Genomic DNA, 22,187 nt, shown 5'->3' with positions numbered 1-22,187 from the left:
CCTCCTTTTTTCTCTTCTAAACCTCTCTAACTATCTTAGCAGGAATGAGAAGGAAAAGACAATTATTAGTCCTCGCTAACACGTAATACACAAGCTCCCTTAATATCGCCATGCTTAACATAGCGTAACGCTTCATCGGCCTTTGCTAGGGGATATTCGTGGACTTCAGGATGGATATTAAGACGATCAGCTAATGTTAAGAATTCTTCCCCATCACGACGAGTATTACTCTCAACGCTTGTTAATGTCTTTTCGTGGAATATTTCTTTTTGGTAATTCATTGTTGGAATATCAGTCATATGAATACCGGCTAATGCTAATGTCCCCCCTGGAACTAAACTAGCTAAAGCCGGCAAGACCATATCACCAACCGGCGCAAAAATGATTGATGAATCCAAAGGAACTGGCGCTGGGTCATAGGAGCCCTGAACAGAAGCACAACCTAATTCTAGGGCGAATTTCTTGGCATCCTCACCACGCGTAAAGACATGCACTTCGATTCCCTGAGCAAGTGCAATCTGAGCTGTAATATGAGCTGAACCACCGAAGCCATATAATCCTAGGCGACCGCCAGCCGGAACATTGGCACGCTCAAAAGCTCGATAACCAATAATCCCTGCACATAATAATGGAGCTGCCTCTAGAGAATCAAACTTTTCCGGAAGTCGGTATGCAAATCCTTCTGGAACCGTGACGTATTCTGCATAACCCCCATCATAATCCCAACCAGTATAAAGTGAATGGGGGCAGAGGTTTTCATGACCCGATCGACAAAATTTGCATACACCACAAGCATGCCTAAACCACGGAATCCCAATTCGTTCACCGAGCTTAAATCGTTGTGTTTCTGGTCCAAAACCAACAACTTTACCAACAATCTCATGACCAGGAGTAACGTGTTCATGGTGGAGTGGATTGGCAAATCTCCTTCTGTCACGTGTAAGTCTGTATGACATACTCCACACGTCAATACCTTAACAAGGACTTCACCTCGCTTGGGAGTTGGTACAGGCTTTTCAGTAAATTCAATTGGTGATTTTTGACCATCAATCGGCCCAGGAGTCGTGACCGCCCAAGCCTTCATTGTTTTTGGAATAACATTTTCGCGTTTTTCCATCCTTAAAGACCTCGATTATGTATATTTCATTATCTATAGTAGTGCTTTTTATTCATAAGAGCGACGTATTTTTTCAATCTGACGGGACCATTGATTCTTAAATTTCGGAATGTTTAACGGAGCATTAATATCCGGATCATCTTTTGCCGCTTGAGTCAGCCCTTTTACTCCTCCAATATCATCCAAGATTCCATTTCCAAAACCACTAATAATTTTGGGACTGGTATGAGTAGGAAGTCGTTTAGGTTTTACTTCCTCAAATTTAATTTTAAAGTTCCACATATCACCAAAGTCATATATTAGGTTATATTCTTGGGTAAGATTACAATCACCTACCCAACTTTGGGTAATATCTTTTGATTGACCAAAGCCACTATCAAGAATCGGCAACTGATAATGAGTATTTCCCTGATGCAGTTCAAATAAGTGGTGCCCGTCTGCATTAAATGCCGCTAAAATTGCAAAGCACAACATGTCCAGTCGCGTATCACCGCTGACGGTAAATCGCCGCCACATTTTAGGATGATAATCACTAAGCTCAACATAAATAGTATATTGTTTATTAACATATTGGATTGCATGCTCGCGTTGATTTCTTACTTGCCGTTGCATATCACGAATTATACGTTGCAAGTGGTACATCCGCTGTTTAGAACCGAGATCTTTTATTCCCTGACTAATTGCTTGGACAAACAAATCGTAGTCTTCACTAGAGAAAAGATCTTCTGCCCGTAAAAACTTCCCAAATTCGCGAAAGGCATCACTTTTAGAATGGAAGCCGGTATCAGTCGGACGATCATTATGTAGTTTTTCATAGTTAATTAAATAGTGATAGACCAAGGTAATATCATCAAGAACAGATTCACCGAGGGCCTCACAGTAGCCGATATAATCTGCAGCACAATCTAAATCCCGATCAACGATACTCTCGCTTTTTCCACGACTTTCTAAATAACCTTGATAATCATCTAAAATCTTTTCTCCCACCGCTGTTGCATTCATAATATCATTTATTGAAAGTGAGCGGTAAAGATAGCGACGGTTATGTTCATTAAGTTTAGGATGTGTTGCTACCTTAAAGTCCGTAACTGAATAATCTTCAAAAATATCCATTACAACATATTCTTCGTCCGTTGTCTTATTGGTAATCCGTGTCTGTTCCGCTAATTGAAGTGCAATTTCAGCATTGGTCGGGTCTTTTTCCCAATCAATAATTGAATTAGGGCCCATCATGAGATTCTGATACATCTGCAATTGCTGTTGAGTTTCTGGCTGAATTTGGCGTGTAAATACGACTTTGCTAAACTGAGCGTCACGAATCATCCTAATTTTTGCATGAGGAATTGGCGAAACTTCTAATACTCTTAAAAATTCACGCTTAAATGCTGCTATAAAAGATCGTGAATCATTAAAGCGTTGAGGATAGCGTACAATAATTGGCAACGACATTAAGTTATTCATAATAATCATGAATTCACCAGTAACACGAATAGTCCAAACATTTGTCTCTAATAGCTCAGAAGGTGCAATAACCTGTGAATTAACATGCAAATGTTGGGCAAGTGAATTTTCCACTGCAATAATCACCCTATCAACCCCTTCTATAATTTCGCTTATATTAATTTTATTTTGAAAAGCATTATTTATCAACTTAATCAAACCATATTTACAAATAAATTAGAAGCCTTAAAATAAGACATAAGTATTGTCTCTGAAAGGATGCGCAACTTTTGATTAATCAAAATCTCGATATCTTTGACTTACGAAAAATTCAAATCAATAAAACTAAAGCTGAATTGGAAAATAATGGTAAACGGCAGCAAAAAGTAATCTCTAGTGACATGTTAGGAACCTTCACGCCAGTTGATCGGGACCCCGTTAAAATAATTCAAATCACTGAAGCCAACATGATCCCCGAGTTGCTTCCATTGCGCCACCAAAGAATGCTTGCCAGTCGCTTTTCATTTTTCCGCGGAACGGCTGAATTAATGGAACATGACCTTAAGCGGCAGGCCCAAAGTAATCTTCCCATAATTATCTGCGGTGATGCTCACGTAAATAATTTTGGCTTTTATGCCTCTCCTGAACGTAAACTTCTCTTTGGTCTTAATGACTTTGATGAAGCGCGGATCGGAAATTGGGAAAGTGATTTGAAACGGTTATTAGTTAGTGCTGAACTAGCGGGTGAAGAAAACGGTTTTGATCGCAATGACCTTTACCATCTTCTTCAATTAACGACTAAGACCTACCGCCATACTATCAAAAGTGCCAATAAGATGAGCCTTTCCCAATTGTTTTATTTTTCATTTGCCTATGAAGACATGGGGAAAGCGATTGAGTCTTTTGGTGATATTTCAACGCAAATGCAAACAGTCCTTAATAAGGTTCTTAAAAAGAGTCAGCGCAGTAATTCAGAAGAAATAATTCAAAAAATGGCGACTATCAATAACCAAGGGCACCTCGTCTTTCGCGATAACCCACCACGTGCACGTCATCTTAGTGCTCTGCGTTATCAACAGATTGTTAAAGGATATAACAAATATCGCGAAAATGTTCGGCAAGATGTTCGGGTTCTTTTAGCAAACTTTCACATTTCTGATATTATTCGCTACAGTGTCGGTGTTGGCAGCTTCGGGACACGATGTTACTTAATCATGCTTACTGGCAATGATAATAGTCACATCGTGTTACAAGTCAAAGAAGCGATGCCATTGCGTTATAACTTACTTTCACTTCCTGTCCAACAAGCAATTAGAAATGGAGAAATTGCTGGTCAAAGAATTGTAACAGCGCAACGGGTTCTCCAATCCTCATCCGATCGCTTTTTAGGAAGTACAACTTTTGGTGGTCGCAGTTATTACATTCGACAGTTCCGGGATATGAAAGAATCAATTAATGTTAATAAACTTGACTTTGAAAGTTTTCAATTCTACTGCCAGACGTGTGCTTACTTGCTAGCGATGGCTCATTTCCAAAGTCCCACTGCACCGATGATCCGTGGCTATTTAAAACATCAAAAGAAACTAGATACCGTTTTACCAAATTGGGCTTTAAAGTATGTAGACCAGGTTACAGCAGACTATGGACAATTCAAATTGGCAATCGCTAAAGGGAAACTAATAAATTAACTTTATTAAAAAAGGACTTGCATTCATCGTTTTGCAAGTCCTTCTTTAAAATTATTTATGTTCGTTTAATTTTTGGCGATATTCCGCTCTCGTCATTTTAACGGGAGCATCCTTTTGCTCTTTTGCAACTCTTTCCTGTGATGACTTAGGCTTGTTTTTCTTGGTAATTTTGATCTCACCATAACTTGTTGAAATAGTAGTATAAAGCGGTTGTTTTAGAGGTTGATGATTTTTCTCTTCTAATTCAGCTGCTTTTTTAGCATTTTCTAAATTACTACGTGCTGCTTTTACATTTTCCTTTGCTACCAAGAGATTAGCGGAAATCCTGTCTAAATTATTTTGAACATTTCTCAACAATTGACTGCTTGTTTCAATTGTCGTCCGATCACCAATCGTTTGAACACCGGCAAATGTACTTTGAGCAGAAAGTACTGCTTGTTTTGCTTCATGGTACTTTTGGTTAAACTTTTCATAGGATTGCTGAGCTTGCTCATAAGTCGCTTTCGCCTGCTTTAACGCCTTGTTTACATCAGCCATATTTTCCCCTCACTTTTTGGATATAAACTAAAAGGCTGTGGCAAAGCAAACCTTCGTCACAACCCTCTAGTATGTCCGAACAAATTATAAAATTAAATCCAAGCTAATAATTTCAAAATATAATTATTAGTATTCGCGTTTCTTACCAGCTAAGCCAAGGCCAAACATAGCAGCTGCAGCACCTAATGCGATTGCAGCAACGCCATTTTCGTTACCAGTTTGTGGTAATGTTTCAGCCTTAGTACTGTTTTGGTTGTTGGCAGCCTTGTATTCAGCACGAGTTACGTTAGTAGTTGCAGCTTTCTTGTCAGCTGATGTAGCAACAGTAGCTTCACTCTTCTTAGTGTCATTTACAACTGCGCCGTTATCCTTAGCAGTGTCGTTGGCCTTGTTGGTGTCTTCACCTTTGTTGGTGTCTTCACCCTTGTTGGTGTCGTCGCCCTTGTTGGTGTCGTCACCCTTGTTGGTGTCTTCACCCTTGTTGGTGTCGTCGCCCTTGTTGGTGTCGTCACCCTTGTTGGTGTCGTCGCCCTTGTTGGTGTCGTCGCCCTTGTTGGTGTCGTCACTCTTGTTGCCTTGATCATCAGTTGATGGCTTGTCGGCTGGCTTTTCACTAGCAGCCTTCTTAGCAGCTTCAAGGTTAGTCTTTGCTAAGTCTAAGTTAGCTTGCGCATTCTTCAAGTTAGCTAATGCATTATCATAGTTAGTTTGAGCAAGCTTTTGAGCTTCTTCGGCGTCCTTAACAGCTGGGAAGTCACTAAAGTCACCGTTGTTTACACGATCAAGAACTGCCTTAGCAGCATCAGCATTCTTTTGAGCATCTTGGTACTTAACTTCTGCGGCATCCATAGCAGCATTCGCATCCTTAACAAGGTTGTTAAAGACATCTTGAGCTGCTTGAATCTTGTTCAAGGTAGCAGTCTTGTCAGCTGGTGTAGTTGGGTTAAGGTAGTAATCCTTAAGAGCATTTACTAATGCTTCGGCTGCATCAGTTTGTGGTGCATTGTAACCGTAAACCTTTTGAACCTTGTTAAGCATAGCTTGAGCAGCATTCAATGCGTTTTCTGCATGGTCAGCCTTTAATTCGTTATATGCTGCAGCAGCATCAGTAGCGAATTCATTGTTTTGCATAAGAGTGCTTTGGGCTTTCTTAGTAGCAGCCTTAGCATCTTCTAATGACTTAGTCGCATCATTAACCTTAGCAGTTGCGTCATCGTATGCCTTTTGAGCATCAGCAACTTTTTGGCTTTGTTTTGCAAGAGCATCCTTAGCATCTTCAAGCTTTGCACCTGCTTGGTTAGCAGCAGTTGAAGCATCATCATATGCCTTTTGAAGAGCAGCTACGTCAGGGTTAGTAGTACCTAACTTGTCAGCAGCGGCAGTTTGAGCATTCATAGCTTCATCATAAGCAGCTTGAGTCTTTTGTTGAGCAGCTTGAGCGTTGCCAAAGTCTTCGCTAGCCTTGTTTACGTTAGCACTAGCAGTTGCATAAGCCTTAGCAGCAGCTAACTTATCTGCAGCAGCAGTTTGAGCATTTACAGCAGCATCATGAGCATCTTGGGCAGCCTTTTGACGAGTCTTGGCATTTTCAAGAGTTTCACCAGCGGCATTTACTTCTGTTTGAGCACCATTCAATGCAGTGTTAGCTTCATCAAATGCTTTTTGAGCCTTAGTTACAGCAGCAGAAGCGGTGTCCCAAGCATCCTTAGCTTGTTGCTGTTTTTCATCGTTCCATTCATTTGGTTCGTTAATGTAAGCTTCTTCAGCTTCATCAAAAGCATCCTTTGCCTTACGTTCAGCATCCTTAGCAGCATTTAATTCTGCTTCTGCCTTAGTATAAGCACCGCTGGCAACTGTTTGACGGTTGGCAGCTGCATCGTAGTTACCTTGAGCAGTCTTAAGATCAGCGTTGGCTTCTTCTAAGGCGTTACCAGTTTCGTTAACCTTAGTTTGAGCATCGTTAGCAGCCTTTTGTAATGCAGCCATGTCAGGGTTAGTAGTACCTAACTTGTCAGCAGCAGCAGTTTGAGCATTACGGGCTTCGTCAAGGGCCTTTTGAGCTGCGTTTAATGTGTTGTTAGCATTGTTCAAAGCAGTAGTTGCCTTTTCTGCATTAGCTGAAGCTTCTTCATAGGCCTTCTTTAAAGCATCAAGGTTAACAGCCAACTTAGCGTTATCAAGCGCAGTCTTTGCTTGAGCTTGTGCACTAAGAGCTGCATCTAATTGCTTTTGAAGGTTAGCTTGGTTAGCATTTGCTTCGTCAAGAGCCTTTTGAGCAGAAACAATTTGTTCATTAGCATACTTTTCATATGCATTAAGAGCATCAACAGCCTTACCCTTGTTAGAAACAGTTGGGTTTTGGTTATATTCGTTAATTGCATTAATTACGTTTTCAGCTGCTTGTGCTTGTGAACTGTTGTTACCGTAAAGCTTTTGAGCTTCATTAACGGCAGCTTGTGCAGCATTCAAAGCATTGTCAGTCTTGCCATCCTTAAATTGATTGTAAGCAGCTGCAATGTTTGTTGATGCATCAGTAGCAGCACTGGCAGTTGACTTAGCTGCACTGTAATCGTTAAAGGCTGAACTTGCAACAGCAGAAGTAGAGTTAGCGTTACTTTGAGCTGTAGAAGTTGCTGCACTCTTAGCAGCTGCTACATTTTCTTGAGCAGTACTGTTAGCTGCACTAGTAGTTACAACAGCGCTAGAAGCTACAGTAACTGCATCACTAGCAGCATTAACCTTTTCTTGAGCTTGTGAAACTACATCAGATGAAACGTTTGAAGCAGCACTTGATGTACTTACGTCATTAGCAGAACTAGTTGTTGCAGTAACAGCAGGTTGGTTAGCAACATCAGCGTGAACTTCGGCGTTGTTAACATTTGCTAATGTAAGACCTGCCAAAGTGGCGGTAGTCATTAAACCAGCATATACAATATTTTTCTTTGCTTTGTACATTTTATAGTGTACTTGATTATTTTTCATAAATAATCCTCCCAAAATAAAAACTTCAAAATAATTGTTGTCTTACAACACCATCATTTTATGTAATCGCTCTTTCTATTTCAAGCCATTTTCACTTATCTTTCGATTGATAAAATAAAAAAAAAAAAAACGCTCTTGTTTCTGATATATCAACGTTCATTCTATAAATTTTAATTACAAAAATTTTAAATTTCTATTTTTCGTTAGATCAATATATTAAAATCGTCTATCGAAAGATAATGATAAATGTAAAAAATATAAATACCACTAATGTTTATATTTTAAAATCAGCAATATTTATAAGCCAATTGCACAAGATCACTTGATTAGCAAATTTCGATATTAAGTTTATTTTTTAGCACAAATTCGCTTCTAAAAGTTTATGATACTATTTTTCAGATTTTTTCGCTGATCACTTCCATAACGGTCTTGTTCCTTGATTACACTGCTTTTATGGCGATGCTTATTAATAAAATCCTGTTCAGCAGCAAAAATCATTAAAAAGTCGATAAAATTTTTACTAAAATTACGTTTAAATTTATTCCACTTATTTTTGGTCATTTTATATACCCCATAAATGTGATTCATTTTTACTCTTATTTATTCTAGCATATCTATTTTAATGCAAACGATTGCGTAATTTTAAAATAAAATTGTGGTAAAATAGAAGTTGTAAAAGCGCTTACTTAAAGGAGGAAATATTTTATGGAAATTTCTAAAGTACCATTTGGAACCTACAAAGGCGAACCAGTAACAAAATACATTTTAACGAACGATAATGGTGTGCAGGTAGGAATCCTTGATTTTGCCGGGTTGCTCCAATCTTTTAAGGTTCCAACAAAAGATGGTGGTAAGGCCGATATGATTTTGACCTCTGAAAACCTCGATGAATTTACTAATAACGGTTTTTGTACCAACCGTTTAATCGGCCGGGTTGCTGGACGAATTGCAGATGGTAAGTTCAGTATTGATGGTAAAGATTACCAAATCGAACAAAATGAAGGTAAGAATGCTCTTCATGGTGGAACTAATGGCTTTTACAGTCATATTTGGCATGTTGATGAGACGAAAGCAACCGATGATTCTGTTTCAATCACTCTTAGTTTAACCTTAAGTCCTGAAGTTGATACATACCCCGGTAAGATGCATATCACTGCAACTTACACTTTAAATAATGACGACTTCCTTTCACTTAAGATGGCGGCTACTACTGATGCAGATACGTTGTTCAATCCTACCAACCACACTTACTGGAATATGGCAGCAGCAAATGTTCCAACGGTTGATCAATTAAAGCTTTATGTCAACTCCGAAAATCACTTAGCCGTTGACGACGGCAAGATTCCAACTGGTGAAAAGATCGCTAACGAGGGAACTCCATTTGACTTTAGTACCCCAACTACAATGAGCGATGCATTAGAAAAAATGAGTTCAACTAAAGAAAACGGCTTTGACGATATTTGGGAAGTTACTCCTAGTCTCACAAAACCAGTTGCCACACTTGAAGATCCAGAAAGCGGCCGGAAGATGAGTCTTTACTCTGATCGTAATGGCTTAGTTATGTATACGATGAACTCAGATGATGCAGCAGTTTACAATCATGGACAAGTTCATCCCCATCTTGGGTTAGCAATGGAAGCACAGAATCTTTCAGACGCTCCTCACCATCCAGAATTTGGTGATATCACTTTACATCCAGGTGAAGAAAAGTCATACACCATTAAGTGGCACGTTGAATACTAATTAAATTACTAAGTGAATCGAGTAGGAGATAATTGATTAGTTCAATTATCGACCTCTCACACCACCGTACGTACGGTTCCGTATACGGCGGTTCGACAACTTAATCACATTGAATTGACTGGAGCGTCTTGGACATATTAATAAGTCCAAGTTGTTCCAGTTTTCTATTAGTTAGAGAATAGCTCAAGGTCTTACTGTGTGCAGTTCGCCAGTAGCCCTTTCGGGTACTAGCGAAGACATATGCATCACGCTGGGACAGCCCCAACTTCTGTAAGTTAGTTACCTTAGTTTTAAACTTTTTCCATTGCTTCCAGATATACTGCCTTATTCGGACTCTCAACCACTTGTCAAGGCGTTGAATAAAGTTAGTTAGTTTCCCAATTGAGTAGTACTGAAGCCACCCACGCATTTTTCGATGAATTTCTTCAAACATTCTTATCAAAGATATTCCACGATTACGTTTAGTTAATAACTTCAGTGCTTTCTTTACTCGTTGTTGCGATTGTTTAGCTGGACGGGCGTAGGCCCCATTGTGGTCTACACCCAACGAAAAGCCAAGAAACTTCAACCGTAGCGAGCTACCGACTTTGGTTTTATCTGGGTTCACTTTAACTTTCAAGCGCTTTTCTAGAAACTGGGTAATGCTTCGCATTACTCGTTCTCCGGCTCGTTGACTTTTAACATAGATGTTACAATCATCCGCATAGCGCACAAAGTGATGACCATGTCTAGTCAACTCTTTGTCCAACTCATTTAGATAGATGTTCGCCAGTAGTGGTGACAATGGCCCTCCTTGTGGGGTTCCTTTTTCACTCTTAGCGAAAAACCCATGGTCTAAGACTCCGCTAGTTAGAAACTTACGAATGAGTCTTAGTGTCCATGGGTCATCAATATATTGTTGGAGATACTTAATCATCAAGACATGATTAACATTATCAAAATAGGCTTTTAGGTCTAAGTCAACAACTCTTCGATAACCTTGATTATAAAGATCTACTACTTTTTCAATAGCGTCATGGGCCCCACGGTGGGGACGGAAGCCAAAACTATTATCAGAGAAAAAATGCTCAAAGATAGGCGTAAGAATTTGGGCTACAGCCTGTTGGACCATTCGGTCCACCACCGTTGGTATTCCAAGTCTTCTTACTCCACCATTAGGCTTCGGAATTTCTACCCGTTTGACTGGGGCTGGTTTATACTTGCCCTCGCGCAAATTAGCGATCAGTTCCGCCTTATTTTCTCTAAGATATGGCAGAAGGTCATTAACTGTCATATCGTCAACGCCTGCTGCTCCTTTATTTCTCTTAACTCGTAAATAAGCCTGATTAAGGTTATTGCGATTCAAGACTGAGTCTTGGATAGTGACACTTATACCTTTACCTTCACCATAACCGGTACTACGCGCCCTTGTGTACTTTCGGTTTTCCAAACCTATCCTCGACAAGCGGTCAGCTTGTTGTTCTGTTTTCTGCGATTGTCGCACCTGATTACACCTCCGATATAAGTTACAAGTTATTGTCGTTCAGTCCTTCATCTGATTATTCAAACTACTATGACCTCGGCTGACTTCTGGCTTACTCAACACTGCATCACTGCACCGCTTGTTTCTGTGGAAATTAAACTTATTCCTCTTGTCGGAAACGTGTAGGCCAGATCTCCCCGAGTAAGGATATTAACTTTCATACCATGTCACCGTTAGCTTTACTAAGAGTAACTTCGAGTAGTATTGGACTTCAGTTTGGTTTGCAACCTTATCCAGTTACCCTCAGCCTTATAGCTACTTCTTGTTCATCGGTGCAGTATTTTGCCTTAGACTTCCTTCAAATTCCGTCTCACGACGGACACCCTTGTCCTCAACTCATGGTTCCGACTACTACGGCCCATAGCGGACTTTCACCGCCTAGCTAATACCCATGCCGGGCGCACAATGCACAAAAAAGAGACCGACAATTCGCCGGTCTCTTTTTTTGTGTTAGGAATTATAAATTAGTCTTTGTCATCAGGGTTATACTTCCCCGCCTTTTGAAGAATTTCCTTTGCCTTTTCAAGGTAGTGGTGTTCTGCACGGAATGCCTTAATCTTACCACCTTCATCGTCAGGAAGAGCTGCCAGCTTTTCATCAAGTTCCTTAAATTCTTTGTTAAGATCCTTGATAACACCCTCTTCATCTTCCATGTAGACATAATGATTTTCAGCAGGGTCTTTCCGACCTTCACCAGCACGTTCTTCAAGCTTTACTGAGTCCTTATCTACTTTCCAAGCATGCTTAAGGATTGACTTAATATCCTTGATCGTTTCGTGTTGAGCAGTACGGTGCTTCTTATTGTCAATACTATCTTCAATCTTTGTTAAGTGTCCTTCTGCATCTGCAATTTTCTTTGCAATACGGTCTAAAGCCTTAAGTTGACGTTTTGCGTAATCAGCCATAAATAATTACCTCCTAAAATAATAGCTATAATTCCTAATTCATCTTTATTATATTTGTATAATTTAAATTATACAAATAATATGACTTAAAATTATAGTTAATTTTATTTTTTAGTAATTCCATCGTTTAAACAAATAGATGATCAATAGGAATTTTACTATCAATCATCTATTTACTAGAACATCGACTTTTTAGCAACACTTTGACTTGCACTTACTGGAATATTAAAATCAGGCAATCCAGGAATATGCAACTTAATCGAGCCAACTTGTTGATTCTTCTTTACCGGTGCAGTTAGCTGTTTTGGGTCATTTCCCTGCACTCGTAATGTTGGTTTAGTTGCTTGTAATTTCATATTTTTTGGAAGCCAAACGGTAGTCTTCTTTGTTAGCTTAATATTAGCCTTATTCTTATTTTTACCATTCTTTACTTTTACACTGGTGAGTTTAGCTGAAAGATCACTTACTTTTTTGATTTCAACTGGTTGATACTCATCGACCAATTTATTATAAAAGTCTTGCTGCATCTTTGACTGATCATTCCATTCACCTTTTGTGTGTAAGGCAACTAAAATAATCCGACGTCCAGCAAAGGTTCCTGTTGACACAATACACTTACCTGCACGATCAGTATTTCCAGTCTTTAAGCCGTCAATTTCTCCATTCTTAGGAGCAAAACCGTTTTGCGGTAAAAGAGCATTCACATTTGTCATTAAATATTGTTGGTCTTTTGTTACATCAAAGTTAGTAAATTTTTGCTTTGTAATGTCAAGAGTTTCAGGATAATTTTCAACAAGATACTTTGAGATAAGAGCAACATCTTTAGCGGATAATAAGTTCTCGGCGTCTTTATCTACGCCCTTCAGTTTATGCTTTCCTAAGTCCCCGTTAGGCAACCCAATCATATTGTAGATTTTTATATCTGTAACTCCTGCTTTTTTCGCAAATGCCATCATCTTTTTATTAAAGGCTGCCGTACTGCCCGCGTCAGCTAATGCTAATGCTTCGGTACTCCCATCAGCAGATACTAGCATCATTGAATCGACTAACTGACGGACAGTGTATTCTTCCCCATTTACTAATGGAACATTAGAAAAGTGCCAATCATCCGCCATTTTTGCAACTGCTGGTGTAATCTTAATCTTTTGATCCCATTTTAAATGATGGTTTCGAATGTCTTGCAAAATTACTCCTAAAGTTAAGATTTTAATTACAGATGCAATTGGGTAGCGTTTAGTTGCATTTTTTTGGTATAGCACCTGACCACTTTCTGCATCAATCGCATAAGCTGCTCGTGCATCCATCTGAAAAGCTGTAGTATCAGCATGAACTTTGGCGAACATCCCCAAGCCATTTAAACAGATGCTAATTATTGCCGTTATCAATAATAATTTGGCAAAAAAAGATTTAACCTTTTTCATTATAACTATTTCTCTCCTTTACACATTTAACTATCATATCCTATTCTGTCTAAAAAAGGTGTAACGATTTGGTAACAATTCAAATGAAATCCTTATTTTTCATTAAATTAAGAAGTTGCATCTTTTAACTTCCAAAAATTATCTGTATTATTAATTAAGTATGCTAATTTTAATCAGAAAGGGTCGGTTAAAAATGCAAAGATCGCAACGTCATCGTCGTAAACCGCGCAGGCTTATCTTAATTATTATTGCTATTCTGCTTATTATTATGGGTGTTCGGCACTTCAGCTCGACAAGTGGCCGCCTAAAATCCGCATGGAATAAGATCATTTTCACTTCCAATAATAATGTCAGCATTGCGGTATATTCACCAAAGACCCACCAAATTTATACTTCTAGTAATGCACCCCAGCATAAGTTTCGAACTGCTAGTACAGTAAAAGTTAGTATTTTAGCAGGGATTCTTGCCAAACAACAAAGTCCCCTTACAAGCCATCAAAAATCACTTGCCACCAAAATGATTGAGCAGAGTGACAATGATTCAACTAGTGAATTATTTGAAGATTATTTAGGCGGCAAAAACGGTCTCCAACAAACTTTTGAAAAATTTGGTATGACCCAATCGCGGGCTAATAGCAGTTGGGGGTTAACTGTTACTACCCCGAAAGACCAAGTGAAACTCTTGAATAATATTTTCTATAAATCTAAGGTTTTATCTGACGAAGAAAGAAGCGAAATTCGTGATTTAATGGGTAATGTCGAAAATGACCAAGCCTGGGGGATCTCAGCAAGTAGCGATAATTTTGCATTAAAAAACGGTTGGCTAAATTACGGTAAAGATGAATGGATCGTCAATAGTATTGGTTATGTAAAAAATAGTAACGGAACAGATTACACGATTGCGGTTTATACGGATAAAAATCAATCAATGGCAGCGGGACAACAAGTAATTGAACAACTTGCTCGTGTAACAAAGCCAATATTGAACTAAAATGAAATGATAAACAAAATAGGGCTGGAAGAAAACTTCAAATTTTCTTCCAGCCCCATTTTTATAGGTAGTTTATTGAGAGAGATAAAGCGTTTTGGAAAGGAATACTACCTACTTTATTTTGAGAGAGATTACTAATTAATTTGATGGCTATTTTTGTTCCATCACTTTTTCACCATTAGCTGTAATAGTGAAAGTCTTGTTAGCAGCATCGGCATCAAGAACAGCCACATTCTTGCCATCCTTATCTTTCCGAGTAACCTTGATAGTTGTTTCAGTTGGTGTTTCCACTTCAATTGAACCATCAAGATCAAAGGCTGCAAACTTGTTCCGCCATGCAAGTAAGTCTAAGAGGTTCTTAACTACTGGACGTTGAACTTCTTGTGCCACTTCTTCTTTAGTGTAGTAGTGACGGTTAATGTTACGACCTTCCTTAGTCTTTTCAAGCAATTCAAGGTCATTTGAACCAGCAAGTAATCCAACATAGTAAACCATTGGAATACCAGGTGCAAATACTTGGAAAGCACGAGAAAGCAAGTAAGCTTTGTCATCGTCACCTAATGCAGAGTAGTAAGTAGAGTTAATTTGGTAAATATCCAAGTTGTTGTATTCAGCACTTGAGTATTTCCGCTTAACGTTAGCACCAACCTTGTATAATTCGTTGGATGCATATTCGATTTCATCATCAGTTAAGATATCCTTAGCATCGACAACTCCAATACCATCATGAGTATCAAGAGTAGTAAATTGCTTCATTGGTGACATCTTTAACCACTTGGCAAGGCGGTTAGTCTTACCAGAGTAAAGGGTATAAAGAGTAGTCATTGGTAAGGTAAAATCATAGATGAAGAAGTCATGTTGTGAAATCTTTTGTGGAATGGTGTAGTGTTCGTGAATTTCAGGAAGGATGATGGCCTTGTATGGAGCCAAAATATCTTGAACTTCATTTAAAAGATCCCAGATTTCAGGTTCAACAAAGAAATCATTAGTACCAACCTTCTTGATAGCGTAAGCAAAGGCATCAAGACGAATCATATCAGCACCGTGCTTAACCATGTCAATTAATGTTTCCTTGAAGAATTCGTTAGCTACCTTACTCTTAACATTAATATCAATTTGTTCTTCACCGAAAGTGTTCCATAAGTTTTCAGTAGTACCATCATCAAAGGTAATTTCTTGCTTAGGAGCCTTATCTTTCCGCTTGTAAATCAAATCAACATCTTCTTGAGTTGGACGGTTCTTACCAGCTTTTTCCCAGAACTTTTCCCAACGGATAAAGAAGTCGTTGTACTTAGAATCATCATGCTTCTTCTTGAAGTCTTGGTACATTTCAGACTTCTTGGAAATATGGTTAATCATGAAGTCAAACATTAAGTAGTAGTCTTCACCCAATGCTTCAACATCGTCCCAGTTACCAAAAGCAGAATCAACAACATCGTAACGGTATGGTGCGAAACCACGGTCACCGGTTGATGGGAAGAATGGAAGTAAGTGAACACCACCGATTGCATCACCGATATAGTTCTTTAATACTTCATGAGTTTCTTTAATATTTTTACCCATTGAGTCAGAGTAAGTAATTAACATTGCTTCGTTTTTGATTGGCATAATGATATCCTCCAATAATTTTAGTTAGCTTGTTTAGAATGACGAGTTGCAAAGAAAATAATTAAGGCAATAACTATTAGCATTACCCCATAGATTGGGAATGGTGCGGCAAGATCAAGGCCACTCATCGGGCGACCGACTAACCGGTTCATCCATTCAGCAATTGTTGGTGAGAAGAAAGCTCCAAAGTTAAAACCAATCAGTACCATTGAAGTTACTAATGGTTGACGCTTAGCAGGAGCCAAATCTGGCAACAAGTTAAAAATCAACGGAGAAACTAATTGTAGTGGGAAACCGATTAAAAGCAAACCAATTACTAACATTACAAAGTTGCCGTTTGCGAAGGCAAATAAGAAGTTCGAAATGGCCATTAACCCAAGACCAAGGTAAACAGTGTTAAAACCTAATACTTTATTAATCGATCCGTAGAATAAACCACCAAGCGTTGCCCCAATTAACATCAAGGAAAGGAACATCGATGAACCGGTATAGCTACTGCCCTTAATTGCAACGGCTAGACCAGGGAACCGGTTTTCCATTCCAACATAGTCCACAACCAAGAGGAAAGCAAAGAGAACAAGTAGGTAAACTACTGGACTAATCTTTTTAATTGGTTCTTCCACTTCAGTTAATTCTTCAGCAAGATCATCTTCGGTAACGTTATTATCTTGTGCTTTGCTATCGTCAGGAACACGAACGGCAAAGAAGAAAAGAACAACGAAAGCAAGAAGGTAAATGGCAAATGATGCATGCCAACCTGCATAGCTAAGGATCAATCCAGCAATTGCAAGGGTACAAGCTTGACCAATTTGTTCAGCCGCAGCACGCCAACCAAGCATTTGAGCTCGGGTTGTACCTTCATACCAAACTGAAATCATCGAAATTGCTTGAGAGTTATATAAACCAAACCCTGCTCCTAAAACTAACCGGGAAATTAAAATCACAGTATAGTCATTAGCAAACATTGGAACAATTCCGGCAAGACCAACAATTGTAACCCCGGCCATAATAATCTTTTTATCAGAAATATTGAACCATTGTTGAAGTAATGGTGAAAGGACAACAAAAATCATTACAGCAAATGATGGAGTCGTAACTAAATATTCTGACTGTGTCTGTGAGATTCCGAGTGCCGCCTTTAATTGCGGTAAAGAACCTTGAATGGCATAAGCACTCGTAACCATGAATGAGACTGACAGGAACGCCAATTTGGTAACAAGAGAATTTTTGTTATTCATAATTAGTAGGTACTCTTTCTATAGGTATTTGATAAACGTTTATCATTACTGTACATCAATAATATACAATGAACTTTTTGAAATGTCAAACGCTTAACAAAGATTTCTTATAAAAATTGTAATCCATTACATTGTTATTATAATAGCGCTTAAAAGAAAATACAGATTAATATAAGTAAAACGTTATCATATACCTAATTGTGAATAAAAGCACATTTGTATTTTCTGTTTGAACTTTAATATAAAAAGAGGCGAGAATAATTCTTTAACTCGTCTCTTTTTATTGAAAAAAACTTATTCAGATTTTCAAAAGTAACCCTTGATAAAAAATCAATTTGGTTTCTTTGCTACAACAGTTTGATTAGTAAGTTCTAATATAAAATCCATTTTATTAATTAAATCTTGATCATGTGTAATAAAAAGGTATGTTAATCCATACTCTTTTTTTAATCTTAGTAATAGATTCCAAATAATTCGTTTATTTATGTTATCTAAACCGCTAAAAGCTTCATCAAAACAAATAACCTTAGCTTTTTGCAAAATAGATCTTGCAATACATATTCGTTGTAATTGACCACCGCTCAAATTTAAGGCACGTTGCTTCAAATTTACCCCCTCTAAACCAACCTTCTCCAAAATTACTGTTAACTCATTTTCAGAAATTGTTGGATTCGCTTCTCGTAATACTTGCGCAACCGTGTATCGGGGATCAACTGCTGTTCGAGAATTTTGAAATACAATGTCTAATTTATCAGTAACTTCAATACTTCCCCCACTAGGTTTGATTAATCCTAACAAAATATAAATTAATGTAGTTTTTCCGGTCCCATTTTTACCAATAATTCCAACATTATCTCCTTGCTTAATAGTAAAATTAACATTTTCGAAAAGATTGGTAGTGGTTGAATGAAAAAATTTATGTTGATAAAACTTTTTCACAAGTTTTTTGACAACTATTACTTTTTTTGACTTCTCAATAGTTTTTTCGGAACTTTTATCAGCTTGGCAGAAAATATCTCCATTTGAAGCTATTAGTTTATTTTCTTCAACCTGCCCAGAACTTAACTCAATACTTTTTAAGCATAGTTTTTTTGCTACCCGTAAATCATGCGTTGCAAGCAATAGGCTAGTATTTTTTTTTAAAGCATAGTTCATCAATTCGATAAAACTCTCACGACCTTCAATATCAAGAGCACTTGTTGGCTCATCTGCAATGATAATTTGTGGCTTTCCGATTAACGCTAAACCACAAATTATCCGTTGTGCCTGCCCACCAGATAATTGCATTGGATATAAATCAAAAGTTTTCTCTGAGATACCACATAATTTTGCAAAATCAGCTAAAGAATAATTTTTAGAAACTTCAGTAATTTTAAATGTTTCTAAAATCTGATAACGAATTTTTCGAAATGGATCTAATGCATTTTGCGGAGACTGCGGTATTACTCTAATTTCCTTTCCTAATCTTAATTGTGGCGATTTGCCATATAACTGAATTTTGCCAGTTTGATTTAGATCTATATCATTATCTTTTACGATTGCTTTAATTAAGGTAGATTTCCCACTTCCACTAGGACCCATTAACGCTAACGAAGAAAAATTTACCATCAATTCCGGAATATCAAGCAGTATTTTATTTCTATCTGCAATCTTTAGTTTCTTAATCACTAAACGCATTATTTTTTCCTTCCAAACTATCACCAAGATAATTTAAAATTAATGTTACTAAAAAAATTACAACTCCTGCAGGAATCATTTGCCATGGATAAACGTTTGCTACCTCACGTGCTTCATTTAACATTCTTCCCCATTCTGCTGTTGGAGCTTGAATACCTATTCCTAAGAACGATAATGCCGCAATACTCGTGATTAATGCCCCCATATCTAAAGTTGTATAAACCATAATCTGAGAACCTATGTTTGGAAAAACATGTTTTCGTAATATAACAAACATTGAATTACCAGATAATTTAGCGTATTGAACATAGTTAGTACTCAAAATTTTTTTAACATCATTTTTGATCATACGTACATACCATGGCCAACGTGGTAATACAATCGCTAAAATTAGTCCCTCTAAACTCGGACCAACTACTGCAATAATTACTAATCCTAACATTTCACTTGGCAAAGTTAAAAACAGGGTACAAAATCCATCAATAACTGCAGCAATCTTACCATTATTAATTGCGGCAATACATCCTATTACAACCCCTAATACTAAAATAATAATTGTTAATACAGTTCCTAATAATAGAGTTGCGCGACTTCCATATAAAATCCGTGAAAATAGATCTCGGCCTAAATAATCGGTTCCCAATAAATGCGTAAAACTAGGATTACTTAATTTATCAGTAAGGTCGATTTGATTTGGGTCATATGATGTTATTAACGGGGCAAAAATTCCTGCCAAAATTAAAATTAATAAAATCCCTACCCCACTAATGGCTAACCAATCATTTTGCTTCATTGATTATCTCCTTGCTAGTATGAAACGCTGATTTAAAAACCAACATAACTCATTAAACACTAAGAAAACAACTGCCATTACTGCAATATAGCCTTGTATTACTGGAAAATCTCGATCGTTTATCGCTGTAATACACATATATCCCATTCCAGGCCAGCTAAATAATGTCTCTACAACTGCACTTCCAGCTAAAATTTTGGGAATACTAACACTTAAAGAAACAAGAAGAGAACTCATTGCATTTCGAATCATTATATGTGATAGGCGTTGTTCTGATAAGCCTTGGTAACGATAATAACGGATGTATTCTTTTCTTCTTAATTGTAAAAGCTCCCGTCTCATCAATCGAATATATGAACCAATATAAGCAGCTGCCAAGGTTATTGTAGGAAGGACAAGTCCGAGAAACGAAAAATGATCTGAACTAATTGGAAAAATCGCTAAATCCATTGCAAAAATTGTTAAAAGGATTAACCCAAGCCAAAATGAAGGAATTGCACTTCCGCTTAATAGAAATAATCGAATTCCTTTTTCGCCGTGAGTATTTGGATTTTTGATAGCATAAATTGCATATCCATAAATAACTAATCCTATTAAAGCTATAGTTGCCAATGCTAAAACAATTGTATTGGGAAGTGCGTGCCCTATCAGCCGCATAACATCCTCATGTTGCACGTAACTCTGTCCAAAATTACCATGAATCGCATTCCCTAACCATGTACTAAATTGCTTTGGCCAAGGATCATTTAAACCTAACCGTGCTTTTTCAGCTATTATTGAGTTTTTAGTTACGGCTTCATTATTAGCGTGAAGGGATGCCTCAGCAAGATGAGGATTAGTCTTAATGAAAATAAAATGCGCTAATGCAACAATCCCCAACCATATAATGATATCTTTAACAATACGTTTGCCAAAGTTCATTAACTGTCCTCCTCATTTTACTAATTAAAATACATACTACTAAAAGGTATTTCATATTGCGATGTTGGAAAATAGATACCTTTTAATTGTTTTACGGCAACAGCTTTTGTTTTTGAGAATGAAACCGGTACATAAACATACTCATCAGTAACATATGACATAATTTGTTGATACTTTTCTTGACGTTCTTGCTTATTAGATGCTAATAACACTTCGGTAATTTCATTATCTAACCATTGCTTTTTGGGTAATCCTAACTGAGCTTGATAGTCACCATGCGCTGCCATTCTCCATGAAGCAAGATAGGTTTGTGGATCATATGGTGCTCCCCATGATAATGAATATTGCATATCAAAGTCACCATCTTTTTGTCTATTAAGGTATGCTTGCTTATCCTCAGAAATAATCTTAACCTTTATACCCGCTTTTTTTAGATTAGCTTGAACAACTTGTGCGATTGGTTCCTCTTGGGCATTTTGTGAATTACATGAGAAAGTGAGGGTTAATGGCGTACCATTCTTTTCACGATATTCGCTCCCTTTCTCTTTCTTCCAACCAGCTTTTTCAAGTAATTGATTAGCTTTTTCTAGATCATAATGCTGCTTTTTCAGTTTAAGATCTTTCATGTATGGGGCATTGGGGGGGAGAAGAGTATTTGCCATACTTTCGGAATTATCTAAAACTCCTGATACGATTTCTTTTTTATTAATTGCATACGATACTGCTTTACGAACTTCTAGTGAACGTAACGCACCTCGATTTGTATTCAATAAAATTGAGCGTGATGCATTAGGCTTACTCATATAAACCTTAAATCTACCGTTTTTCTCTAATGATTTTAAAGTGTCCGCACTAATTTGATCACCGTCACTACCATAAATTAACTGAATATCACCCTTCTTCAGTGCCATATACAGTGACTGAGTGTTAGAAATCACATGCCAATTAACAGTCGCAATATGCGGTTTAGTACCCCAATAATATTTATTTTCCTTAAAAACTGCTTCTTTATTCTTTTTGTGGTCCGCTAAAACATAAGGACCAGTACCAACATATCCTTTAACGCCATCTTTTGTTCCATTATTTTTAAAGCAACTTGGAGCAATAATTCTAAATGGTCTTGTTAGGCTAAGTTCAGTTAAAGTTGGATAGTATGGTTCCCTTAAGGTCAACACAAATTGATACTTGCTTGGTGCACTTGTACTTGCAATTTCATCTGGTAATCCCATCCACTCATGCCGTTCTTTATTTGCTAAAATAGCATCAAAATTTTCTTTTATTACTTGTGCCGTTAACTTTTCACCATTCGAAAATCGAACATTTTTGCGAATGGTAAAAGTATAGACTGTTTTATCGTTGCTTAAGGTCCATTTAGTGGCTAAAGCGGGTTCAATCTTTCCTTTTGTATCTTTTACTAACCCTTCAAATACCATATTTTGCGCACCCATTTCACCGTTATAAAGATGCGGGTTTATATCGCGAATATCCTTCGTACTTCCATATTCGAGTTTGTTTTTATCAATATGTCTTGAACATCCGCTCACAACCAATCCAAAAATAAACAAACTTAATAAAACCGTTAAATACTTTAATTCTTTCATTAA

The 22,187-nt window shown here is 37.6% G+C and carries 16 protein-coding genes and 1 pseudogene; 3 read left to right on the top strand and 14 right to left on the bottom strand.

The annotated features are described in order from the left end of the window. Positions 1-65: 65 nt before the first annotated feature. Both CBG10_RS09830 and CBG10_RS09825 read right to left on the bottom strand, forming a co-directional pair. Positions 66-1,117 (bottom strand): annotated as a pseudogene (locus CBG10_RS09830) (zinc-dependent alcohol dehydrogenase family protein). Positions 1,118-1,165: 48 nt separating this feature from the next. Further along, positions 1,166-2,704, bottom strand: coding sequence for an IS1096 element passenger TnpR family protein (locus CBG10_RS09825; protein ID WP_094512483.1), 1,539 nt, complete (start codon positions 2,702-2,704; stop codon positions 1,166-1,168). A gap of 143 nt (positions 2,705-2,847) precedes the next feature. On the opposite strand from CBG10_RS09825, the gene CBG10_RS09820 reads away from it, so the two are divergent. After that, positions 2,848-4,245 carry a DUF2252 domain-containing protein gene (locus tag CBG10_RS09820; RefSeq protein ID WP_094512482.1) on the top strand — a complete coding sequence of 466 codons (1,398 nt, stop codon included), beginning with the start codon at positions 2,848-2,850 and terminating at the stop codon, positions 4,243-4,245. Between the two features lie 51 nt (positions 4,246-4,296). Here CBG10_RS09820 and CBG10_RS09815 read toward each other — a convergent pair whose 3' ends face one another. The 3 genes from CBG10_RS09815 to CBG10_RS09805 form a co-directional block, all read right to left on the bottom strand. Continuing rightward, positions 4,297-4,782: a hypothetical protein gene (locus CBG10_RS09815; RefSeq protein WP_094509747.1), complete on the bottom strand. Its 486-nt coding sequence runs from the start codon at positions 4,780-4,782 to the stop codon at positions 4,297-4,299. A gap of 126 nt (positions 4,783-4,908) precedes the next feature. Further along, positions 4,909-7,764, bottom strand: a complete 2,856-nt coding sequence (locus CBG10_RS09810) for a KxYKxGKxW signal peptide domain-containing protein (protein WP_094512481.1) — start codon at positions 7,762-7,764, stop codon at positions 4,909-4,911. 372 nt (positions 7,765-8,136) lie between these two features. Beyond that, on the bottom strand, positions 8,137-8,352 hold the full coding sequence (locus tag CBG10_RS09805; RefSeq protein ID WP_094509729.1) for a hypothetical protein: 216 nt from the start codon (positions 8,350-8,352) through the stop codon (positions 8,137-8,139). A gap of 117 nt (positions 8,353-8,469) precedes the next feature. Between CBG10_RS09805 and CBG10_RS09800 the strand changes: the two genes are divergently transcribed. Beyond that, on the top strand, positions 8,470-9,507 hold the full coding sequence (locus CBG10_RS09800; protein ID WP_094509727.1) for an aldose epimerase family protein: 1,038 nt from the start codon (positions 8,470-8,472) through the stop codon (positions 9,505-9,507). 100 nt (positions 9,508-9,607) lie between these two features. Here the strand turns inward: CBG10_RS09800 and ltrA are convergent, their stop codons facing one another. From ltrA to CBG10_RS09785, 3 genes are all read right to left on the bottom strand, one after another. Beyond that, positions 9,608-10,990 (bottom strand): group II intron reverse transcriptase/maturase, encoded by a 1,383-nt coding sequence (gene ltrA / locus CBG10_RS09795; RefSeq protein WP_094512479.1) that lies wholly within the window; start codon positions 10,988-10,990, stop codon positions 9,608-9,610. A 503-nt stretch (positions 10,991-11,493) separates the two neighbouring features. Beyond that, entirely contained in the window at positions 11,494-11,934 is a 441-nt protein-coding gene (locus CBG10_RS09790; RefSeq protein ID WP_019252659.1) for a hypothetical protein, read from the bottom strand. Positions 11,935-12,110: 176 nt separating this feature from the next. Continuing rightward, positions 12,111-13,355, bottom strand: coding sequence for a D-alanyl-D-alanine carboxypeptidase family protein (locus CBG10_RS09785; RefSeq protein ID WP_094512478.1), 1,245 nt, complete (start codon positions 13,353-13,355; stop codon positions 12,111-12,113). Between the two features lie 193 nt (positions 13,356-13,548). Here CBG10_RS09785 and CBG10_RS09780 point away from each other — a divergent pair, with 193 nt between their 5' ends. Then, on the top strand, positions 13,549-14,346 hold the full coding sequence (locus tag CBG10_RS09780) for a serine hydrolase (RefSeq protein WP_094512477.1): 798 nt from the start codon (positions 13,549-13,551) through the stop codon (positions 14,344-14,346). A gap of 150 nt (positions 14,347-14,496) precedes the next feature. On the opposite strand, the gene gtfA is transcribed toward CBG10_RS09780, so the two are convergent. The 6 genes from gtfA to nikA form a co-directional block, all read right to left on the bottom strand. Next, entirely contained in the window at positions 14,497-15,954 is a 1,458-nt protein-coding gene (gene gtfA, locus CBG10_RS09775) for a sucrose phosphorylase (protein ID WP_003668877.1), read from the bottom strand. Positions 15,955-15,974: 20 nt separating this feature from the next. Continuing rightward, complete coding sequence (locus CBG10_RS09770) at positions 15,975-17,192, bottom strand: MFS transporter (protein ID WP_094512476.1); 1,218 nt, start codon at positions 17,190-17,192, stop codon at positions 15,975-15,977. A 330-nt stretch (positions 17,193-17,522) separates the two neighbouring features. Further along, positions 17,523-18,869, bottom strand: coding sequence for an ABC transporter ATP-binding protein (locus tag CBG10_RS09765; protein WP_094512474.1), 1,347 nt, complete (start codon positions 18,867-18,869; stop codon positions 17,523-17,525). Next, a complete protein-coding gene (locus CBG10_RS09760) occupies positions 18,853-19,662 on the bottom strand; it encodes an ABC transporter permease (protein WP_019252418.1) in 810 nt (269 codons plus the stop codon). Before CBG10_RS09760 ends, CBG10_RS09765 begins: the two co-directional genes overlap by 17 nt. A 3-nt stretch (positions 19,663-19,665) precedes the next feature. Then, the gene (locus tag CBG10_RS09755; RefSeq protein WP_035153741.1) at positions 19,666-20,583 is read right to left on the bottom strand and encodes an ABC transporter permease; all 918 of its coding nucleotides are present in this window, start codon (positions 20,581-20,583) and stop codon (positions 19,666-19,668) included. A 20-nt stretch (positions 20,584-20,603) separates the two neighbouring features. Continuing rightward, a complete protein-coding gene (gene nikA / locus CBG10_RS09750) occupies positions 20,604-22,184 on the bottom strand; it encodes a nickel ABC transporter substrate-binding protein (RefSeq protein WP_094504395.1) in 1,581 nt (526 codons plus the stop codon). Positions 22,185-22,187: the final 3 nt, after the last annotated feature.

Origin of the sequence: Limosilactobacillus reuteri, from assembly GCF_002254085.1 — a bacterium.
GTDB classification, from domain to species: domain Bacteria; phylum Bacillota; class Bacilli; order Lactobacillales; family Lactobacillaceae; genus Limosilactobacillus; species Limosilactobacillus reuteri_K.
Note: the sequence above shows the minus strand (reverse complement) of the source record. Positions and strands in the feature narration are given on the sequence as shown.

Bases quoted from the DNA above. Each gene is read 5' to 3' on its own strand.
- CBG10_RS09815 (WP_094509747.1), bottom strand. From the start codon at position 4,782: ATGGCTGATGTAAACAAGGCGTTAAAGCAGGCGAAAGCGACTTATGAG.
- CBG10_RS09810 (WP_094512481.1), bottom strand. From the start codon at position 7,764: ATGAAAAATAATCAAGTACACTATAAAATGTACAAAGCAAAGAAAAAT.
- CBG10_RS09805 (WP_094509729.1), bottom strand. From the start codon at position 8,352: ATGAATCACATTTATGGGGTATATAAAATGACCAAAAATAAGTGGAAT.
- CBG10_RS09800 (WP_094509727.1), top strand. From the start codon at position 8,470: ATGGAAATTTCTAAAGTACCATTTGGAACCTACAAAGGCGAACCAGTA.
- CBG10_RS09790 (WP_019252659.1), bottom strand. From the start codon at position 11,934: ATGGCTGATTACGCAAAACGTCAACTTAAGGCTTTAGACCGTATTGCA.
- CBG10_RS09785 (WP_094512478.1), bottom strand. From the start codon at position 13,355: ATGAAAAAGGTTAAATCTTTTTTTGCCAAATTATTATTGATAACGGCA.
- CBG10_RS09780 (WP_094512477.1), top strand. From the start codon at position 13,549: ATGCAAAGATCGCAACGTCATCGTCGTAAACCGCGCAGGCTTATCTTA.
- gtfA (WP_003668877.1), bottom strand. From the start codon at position 15,954: ATGCCAATCAAAAACGAAGCAATGTTAATTACTTACTCTGACTCAATG.
- CBG10_RS09770 (WP_094512476.1), bottom strand. From the start codon at position 17,192: ATGAATAACAAAAATTCTCTTGTTACCAAATTGGCGTTCCTGTCAGTC.
- CBG10_RS09765 (WP_094512474.1), bottom strand. From the start codon at position 18,869: ATGCGTTTAGTGATTAAGAAACTAAAGATTGCAGATAGAAATAAAATA.
- CBG10_RS09760 (WP_019252418.1), bottom strand. From the start codon at position 19,662: ATGAAGCAAAATGATTGGTTAGCCATTAGTGGGGTAGGGATTTTATTA.
- CBG10_RS09755 (WP_035153741.1), bottom strand. From the start codon at position 20,583: ATGAACTTTGGCAAACGTATTGTTAAAGATATCATTATATGGTTGGGG.
- nikA (WP_094504395.1), bottom strand. From the start codon at position 22,184: ATGAAAGAATTAAAGTATTTAACGGTTTTATTAAGTTTGTTTATTTTT.